Source organism: Aestuariivita sp. (assembly GCF_049276915.1).
In the GTDB taxonomy this organism is placed as follows: Bacteria; Pseudomonadota; Alphaproteobacteria; order Rhodobacterales; family Rhodobacteraceae; genus Aestuariivita.
This window is the reverse complement of record NZ_JBASXK010000020.1, coordinates 55,688-62,881: the sequence shown is the minus strand read 5'-3', so window position 1 is coordinate 62,881 and position 7,194 is coordinate 55,688. Positions and strand designations below refer to the sequence as shown.

Genomic DNA, 7,194 nt, shown 5'->3' with positions numbered 1-7,194 from the left:
GTCATACTCAGCGTGCGAAAACGGCAGATCAATTGGCGGCTTGGGTCATGTTCCTAAAGCTTTGCGCAAGCTTCAGCAGCATGACACCGTGAATGCAAGAAAACTGTTCGCCTATGAGTAAATGTTTCGCAACAGGCCTTCTGAGGCGGTTTCAATCAGAGACTTGGTTGCATGACCCCGCCCATTCATGATTACATTGGAACCGCAAAGTGCAGAAATAATCTGCCGAAGTCCTAGGGGAGCCGCTTTTGGCTGAACACAATTCGCCTGATGCGTTCGTCGAATTCGAACGCGTACAGAAAAGCTATGATGGCGAGGCACTCGTCGTCAAAGATCTCAACCTGACCATGCCCAAGGGCGAGTTTTTGACGATGCTCGGCCCTTCCGGTTCGGGCAAGACCACCTGCCTGATGATGCTTGCCGGTTTTGAAACAGCAACCCACGGTGACATTCGCCTCGACGGTGTATCGATCAACAACATCCCACCGCACAAGCGCGGCATCGGGATGGTGTTCCAGAACTACGCGCTGTTTCCTCACATGACCGTGGCGGAGAACCTGTCCTTCCCGCTTGAAGTGCGCAAGATCGGTAAATCCGACCGCGAAGCGAAAGTGAAGCGCGCGCTCGAGATGGTCGAGATGGGAGCCTTTGGTGGCCGGCGTCCCTCGCAATTGTCCGGTGGTCAGCAGCAGCGGATCGCTTTGGCGCGTGCGCTGGTGTTTGAGCCCGAGTTGGTTCTGATGGACGAACCGCTTGGCGCGCTCGACAAGCAGCTGCGCGAGAAGATGCAGTTCGAGATCACCCATCTGGCGCATAACCTGGGGATCACGGTTGTCTATGTGACCCACGACCAGACCGAAGCGCTGACGATGTCCGATCGTGTCGCCGTGTTCGACGATGGCCGTATCCAGCAACTGGCCCCACCGGACAAGCTCTATGAAGAGCCTGAAAACAGCTTCGTTGCGCAGTTCATCGGTGAAAACAACACACTGGAAGGTGTGGTCAAGGAAATCAACGGCGACCGCGCCGTTGTTCAACTGGACGGGGGCGATCTGATTGATTGCAAGCCGATCAATGTCTCCTCGCCCGGCGAGCGCACCCGCGTATCCATCCGCCCCGAGCGGGTCGAGTACAACAGGGATCGTCTGAGCGCAGATGCGCATACGCTCAAGGCGGAAGTTCTGGAATTCATCTACATGGGTGATATTTTCCGCACCCGTCTGCGCGTGGCCGGAAATGATGAGTTCATCATTAAGACCCGAAACGCGCCTGATCAGACACGCTTGAAGCCGGGCGAACAGATTGAAATCGGCTGGCTTCCTCAGGATTGCCGCGCGCTTGACGCATAACGGCATAGACTTGTCGCGCCCGGTGGCCCGGACGCGATGAACCAAAGGGGCCGTGCCAAAACCCGGTTGGCCGAGCCCCATGACCCAACTCCGGGCAAACGGGAGACGTTTAAATGAAGTTAACCAAAACCCTTATGGCCACGTCGGCTCTGACGGTTGCGGCTGGCGTCGCACTTGCTGGTGCCCACATGTCCAGCGACATGGTTCTGGTCAGCTGGGGCGGTGCGTACCAGTCCTCTCAGGACCGCGCTTATGTCCAACCCTATCTGGCAATGAATGAAGGCGTCACAGCCACTTGGGACGAAAGCTCGGCAGAAGCCGTGGCGAAACTGCGCGCCATGAACGAAGCCGGCAACGTCACATGGGATGTGGTCGACGTTGTTGCGGCCGATGCTATTCGTCTGTGCGACGAAGGCCTTGCCATGGAAATCGACGTTGACGAGATGCTTGCGGCTGCCCCCGATGGCACGCCAGCCTCGGAAGACTTTGGCGACCTGCTGGTCAGCGAATGCTATATCCCTCAGATCGTGTATTCGACGACCTTCGGTTATCGCACCGATCTGGTCGGTGACACACCGCCCACAACCGTCTGTGCCGTGTTTGACACCGAAACCTATCCCGGCAAACGCGCTCTGGAAAAACGCCCCATCAACAACATGGAGTGGGCGCTTTACTGTGACGGCGTAGCCAAAGCAGACATCTATGATGTTCTGGAAACGACCGAAGGCCAAGAGCGCGCTCTGGCCAAGCTCGACACGATCAAGGACGACGTGATCTGGTGGTCTGCCGGTGCGGATACGCCTCAGCTTCTCGCGGATGGCGAAATCGTCATGGGTTCGACCTATAATGGTCGTCTGTTCTCGGTCATCGAAGAGCAGAAACAACCTGTTGCGATGCTCTGGGACATGCAGGTGTTCGATCTTGACGGCTGGATCATTCCAACCGGTCTGAGCGAAGAGCGTCTGGCGCGTGCGTTGGACTTTGTTAAGTTCGCCACCGACACCCAGCGTCTGGCGGATCAGGCCAAGTACATCTCCTATGGTCCGGCACGTCTGTCTTCGGCACCGCTGGTTGGCAAGCACGCTGATCTGGGTATCGAAATGGCTCAGCACATGCCGACTGATCCAAAGAACGCCGCCAACACGCTGCTCTACAACTATGAGTTCTGGGCAGACTATCGCGACGATATCGACGCGAAGTTCCAAGCCTGGCTGGCCCAATAAGATCGTCTGGTGGGCGGGGTTCGTCCCTGCCCACCACCACAGCAGACAGGTAGGATTGATCCTGCCGGACCTGACCCCGGAGACCCGCAATGCCCAAGGGCTATATCATCGGACATGTCACGATCCATGACCCCGAGGCCTATCAGGTCTATGGCACGCGCAATAATGAGATATTTCCGCGTCACGGCGGGAAGTTTCTTGTCCGCGGCGGACAGTCCGAGGTTCTTGAGGGTGACACGCACTCTCGCCACGTGGTCATAGAATTCCCGTCATACGAGGCGGCGCAGGCCGCCTATAATGACCCCGATTATCAAGACAACATGAAGATCCGATTGGCCAATTCAACTGGCACGATCGTGGTCGTGGAGGGCACGGAATGACCGACGCTCCGGCACAAAGCGGGCCGATGCTGGCCGCTGATGGCACCCCGCTCAAGAAGTCCCTGGCCCGCGCCCTGCGCGTGCAGAAGATCCGTGCGCTGATGCTGATCGCGCCGCTTTTGCTGTTCGTGCTGGTGACTTTCATCGCGCCCATCGCCGACATGCTGTTCCGTTCGGTTGAAAACCAGATTGTCTCTGAAACCCTTCCCGAAACAGTCATCGAGCTTGCCGAATGGGATCCCGACAGTGCCGATGCCCCCTCCGAGGCGGTGTTTGAAAAGCTCTATATCGACATGTTCCTGGCGGCTGAACGCAAGCTGCATACCCGGTTGGGCACCCGGTTGAATTATGAACAGACTGGTGTTTCCTCTGCCTTCCGCAAATCCGGACGTGCGATTGGTCGGTTCGACACGGACAGCTACACGGATCAGATCCTGGCCCAATCCCCCGGCCTTGAATCCCCGGCCGCCTGGGCCGAGATGATGAGTGAGGAGAGTGTGCGCAGAGCCCTGCCGCTGACCGCGCGTACCTGGGATCGATGGGCCGCCTATCTGCGCGAAGAAGGCGACGATCCGGCCGCCGAGGATATCGAGGACTTCCTCTTTTCCACGCTTTACTTCGAATTGCGCGACGGCTCGCAGCCGTCATATGCCATTTTGAGCGATGTCGATGTGTCGGGCTATGACACCGTGAGCCTGAAGGCAGAGTTTGCCGATGTCGACGAAGACTGGTTGAATCCGGATGTCTGGCGCACGATCCAGACCTATTCGCCCGATTACACCTCGGGATACTTCCTGAATGCCATAGACATGCAAAAAGGTCCCGATGGTCCCGAGGCCCGCCCCGAGAGCCAGCAGTTCTATGTGATGCTGTTCCAGCGCACGATGTTCATGTCCTTGGTCATCACCTTCAGTTGCATCCTTCTGGGATATCCCGTGGCGTGGTTGCTGGCCAACCTGCCGATGCGGACCGCGAACCTTCTGATGATCCTGGTGTTGCTGCCATTCTGGACATCGCTTCTGGTGCGCACCTCATCCTGGAAGGTCATGCTGCAGCAACAGGGTGTGATCAACGATACGCTGGTCTGGTTGGGGCTGGTGGATGATGCCGCGCGATTGGTGATGATCAACAACCAGATCGGCACGATTATCGCGATGACGCATATCCTGCTGCCGTTCATGATCCTGCCGATGTATTCGGTCATGCAGACCATTCCCCAGACCTATCTGCGCGCGGCCAAATCTCTGGGTGCCACCAATTGGACGGCCTTCTGGCGGGTGTACTTCCCGCAATCCGTACCCGGAATCGGAGCGGGCTCCATCCTCGTCTTCATTCTGTCGATCGGCTATTACATCACCCCCGAGATCGTGGGCGGGCGCACCGGGACGTTCATCTCGAACCAGATCGCCTATCACATCTCCAGCTCTCTGAACTGGGGCTTGGCGGCGGCACTCGGGTCGATCCTGCTGGCTGCGGTGCTTGTCCTCTATTGGGCCTATGACAAGATCGTTGGCATCGACAACGTCAAGCTGGGAGGGTGATGACATGACAGCCCTGACACCCATCTCGCGCACCCCGGTTTCGTTTTATGTGCCATGCGTGGCACTGGCCGGAGCCATTGCCGGCATTCTGGTCGGAACGTCGCAAGGCAGCACCCTGACGGGCATGCTGGTCGGCGCGGCCGTGCTGGCGATCATCGCCTTGGTTGCCACGAAGCTCATGCAAAGCGAACGCGTTGCGCGCTGGGGGATCGTCATTCTGCTCACAACGACCGGGTTTTTCATCGGAGCATTGCCCGGTGCGATCATCGGCGCAGGGTTTGGCTGGTTTTTCGGCTGGTTCACATTCTGGCTTTTCGAAGGGCGATACCGTCGCAAACTGCCGCCCTATCTGACCCCCGGTCAGGTTTTGTGGCACTTTACCTTCCGCGTGATCGTCGGAGCGATCCTGACCTTCCTGATCACGCCGATCCTTGTGGTCATGCCGCTCAGCTTCAACGCGCAGGATTTCTTTACCTTCACGCCTGAAATGCTGCGTTTTGATCCGGCGGGCTATTCGCTGAAGCATTATCAGGATTTCTTTACCAGCAGCGACTGGCAACAGGCCTTGCGCAACTCTCTGATGATCGCGCCGGTCGCCACCCTGCTTTCGGTGAGTTTCGGCACGCTGGCCGCCATCGGCCTCAGCTCCGAGCATGTTCCGTTTCGCCGTGCCATCATGGCGATCCTGATTTCGCCGATGATCGTGCCGCTGATCATCTCGGCGGCGGGGATGTATTTCTTCTATTCGCGCATCGGCCTGCAGGGCACCTATCTTGGCGTCGTTCTTGCCCATGCCGCCTTGGGGATTCCCTTCGTGATCATCACGGTTACAGCCACATTGGTCGGGTTTGACCGGTCATTGACCCGCGCCGCGGCGAATATGGGAGCCGACCCGGTGACCACGTTTTTCCGGGTTCAGATGCCTTTGATCCTGCCGGGCGTGATCTCGGGCGGTCTGTTCGCCTTCATCACCTCCTTTGATGAGGTGGTGGTGGTGCTGTTCGTCGGCTCGGCCGGACAAAAGACGCTGCCATGGCAGATGTTCACGGGCCTGCGCGAACAGATTTCACCGACGATTCTGGCGGTGGCCACGATCCTTGTGGGGATCTCGATCATCCTTCTGACAGTCGTCGAGCTGTTGCGCAGACGGTCCGAGCGGCTACGCGGAATGTCACCGGGTTAAGGGGCTTTGCCCCGGCCCCTGGTCAGTTCAGGCAACAGGCCGTCAGCATCCCGGAACCGAAAAGCAGCTGCGCCTAGCGCAGTTTCTCGAGAATATAGAGTGAGGCATAGCCATCGGGCTTCAGCCCGTTCGCGATCTGGAACGAGCGCACCGCTTCGATGGTGAGCGGACCGATTTTCCCGTCGATCCCCTTGGTGTCAAAGCCCCGGGTCGTCAGACGTGTCTGAAGCTCCTTGCGCTCCTTCAGCGTCAGTGCGCGGTCCTGGCGCGGCCAGGACGCCTGGATCGCGGGCTTGCCGGTGATCCGGTCGCTCAGATGGCCGACCCCGATCACATAGGCATCCGCCGTGTTATAGCGCTCGATCACGGCGAAATTGTCGAAGATGAGAAACGCAGCCCCCTCGCCACCCGCGGGCAGAAGGACTGCCGCAGGCCCATGATCCGGCACCGCGCGGCCGTTCATATCCACCACGCCCAGTTGCGCCCAGGCGCTGGGGTCTTTCGTGATGCTGCGCTTGGCTTGCCGATAGTCGAACCCTTCGGGAATGCGGACTTCGACACCCCAGGGCTGGCCTTTTTCCCATCCGAAGCGCTTGAGATAGGCCGCGGTCGAGGCCAGCGCGTCACTGGGATCATCTGCCCAGATGTCACGTCGCCCGTCGCCGGTGAAATCCACCGCATAGTCCAGATAGGAGGTCGGGATGAACTGGGTATGTCCCATCGCCCCGGCCCAGCTCCCGGTCATGTTGCGCGCCGTCGTGTCTCCGTTCTGCAGGATCTTCAGGGCCGCGATCAGCTGCTGTTCAAAGAATGCGCCGCGCCGCCCGTCAAAGGATAAAGTCGCCAGCGAGCGGATCACATCCGAGCGTCCCCGATACGAGCCATAGGCGCTTTCCAGCCCCCAGATCGCCACGACAACTTCCTTTTCCACGCCATAGCGCTCTTCTATGGCCTCCAGCGTGCTGCGGTGGCTGGCGAGCGCGGTCTTGCCATTGGCGATCCGCGTGTCCGAGGCCGCGCTGTCGAGATATTCCCAGATCGTCTTGGTGAATTCCGACTGGTTGCGATCGCGCTTGATGACGTCGCTGTCATAGCGCACCCCGTCAAATGCGGCATCCAGAACGCCCGGCGAGATGCCTTGCGCGATGGCCCGGGTCTTGAAAGCCCCGATCCAGTTCTGGAAACGTTGATGTGTCACGGGTGTATCTTCGCTAGGGTCGGCCACGATTTGGGTCACCGGTCGTAACATGGGGCGGATGGATGAGGACAGGCCGATGGCGGTTTCGAACACGGCCTTTTCCACAGGCGTGCGCATTTCCGGTCGAATGGACCTGTCGACCGCACCGGACGCGGATGCGCCGAAACCCAACGCGAACACAAGTGCGCCACGTATCATGATCAGCATGTTCCTCTGCCTTGATCTGTCTGCTCGTACCAAGTGTAGCTCAGCGGCGGATCAGCACAAAGCCCTCAATCTCGCGGCGGGCAAGCTTCTGCCGGCGATGCGATCTCAAAGTG

6 protein-coding genes are annotated in these 7,194 nt (G+C 58.9%); 5 read left to right on the top strand and 1 reads right to left on the bottom strand.

Features of this window, described 5'->3' with window-relative positions:
• Nucleotides 1–248: 248 nt before the first annotated feature.
• From WAO69_RS01995 to WAO69_RS01975, 5 genes are all read left to right on the top strand, one after another.
• Nucleotides 249–1,349, top strand: coding sequence for an ABC transporter ATP-binding protein (locus tag WAO69_RS01995; protein WP_422176206.1), 1,101 nt, complete (start codon nucleotides 249–251; stop codon nucleotides 1,347–1,349).
• Between the two features lie 113 nt (nucleotides 1,350–1,462).
• Nucleotides 1,463–2,572, top strand: coding sequence for an extracellular solute-binding protein (locus tag WAO69_RS01990; protein ID WP_422176204.1), 1,110 nt, complete (start codon nucleotides 1,463–1,465; stop codon nucleotides 2,570–2,572).
• Nucleotides 2,573–2,661: 89 nt separating this feature from the next.
• Nucleotides 2,662–2,952 (top strand): DUF1330 domain-containing protein, encoded by a 291-nt coding sequence (locus WAO69_RS01985; protein ID WP_422176202.1) that lies wholly within the window; start codon nucleotides 2,662–2,664, stop codon nucleotides 2,950–2,952.
• A complete protein-coding gene (locus WAO69_RS01980) occupies nucleotides 2,949–4,493 on the top strand; it encodes an ABC transporter permease (RefSeq protein ID WP_422176200.1) in 1,545 nt (514 codons plus the stop codon). Before WAO69_RS01985 ends, WAO69_RS01980 begins: the two co-directional genes overlap by 4 nt.
• Nucleotides 4,494–4,497: 4 nt before the next feature.
• A complete protein-coding gene (locus WAO69_RS01975) occupies nucleotides 4,498–5,676 on the top strand; it encodes an ABC transporter permease (RefSeq protein WP_422176198.1) in 1,179 nt (392 codons plus the stop codon).
• Between the two features lie 73 nt (nucleotides 5,677–5,749).
• Here the strand turns inward: WAO69_RS01975 and WAO69_RS01970 are convergent, their stop codons facing one another.
• On the bottom strand, nucleotides 5,750–7,072 hold the full coding sequence (locus tag WAO69_RS01970; protein ID WP_422176218.1) for a lytic murein transglycosylase: 1,323 nt from the start codon (nucleotides 7,070–7,072) through the stop codon (nucleotides 5,750–5,752).
• Nucleotides 7,073–7,194: the final 122 nt, after the last annotated feature.

Bases quoted from the DNA above. Each gene is read 5' to 3' on its own strand.
- WAO69_RS01970 (WP_422176218.1), bottom strand. From the start codon at position 7,072: ATGATACGTGGCGCACTTGTGTTCGCGTTGGGTTTCGGCGCATCCGCG.
- WAO69_RS01990 (WP_422176204.1), top strand. From the start codon at position 1,463: ATGAAGTTAACCAAAACCCTTATGGCCACGTCGGCTCTGACGGTTGCG.
- WAO69_RS01980 (WP_422176200.1), top strand. From the start codon at position 2,949: ATGACCGACGCTCCGGCACAAAGCGGGCCGATGCTGGCCGCTGATGGC.
- WAO69_RS01975 (WP_422176198.1), top strand. From the start codon at position 4,498: ATGACAGCCCTGACACCCATCTCGCGCACCCCGGTTTCGTTTTATGTG.
- WAO69_RS01985 (WP_422176202.1), top strand. From the start codon at position 2,662: ATGCCCAAGGGCTATATCATCGGACATGTCACGATCCATGACCCCGAG.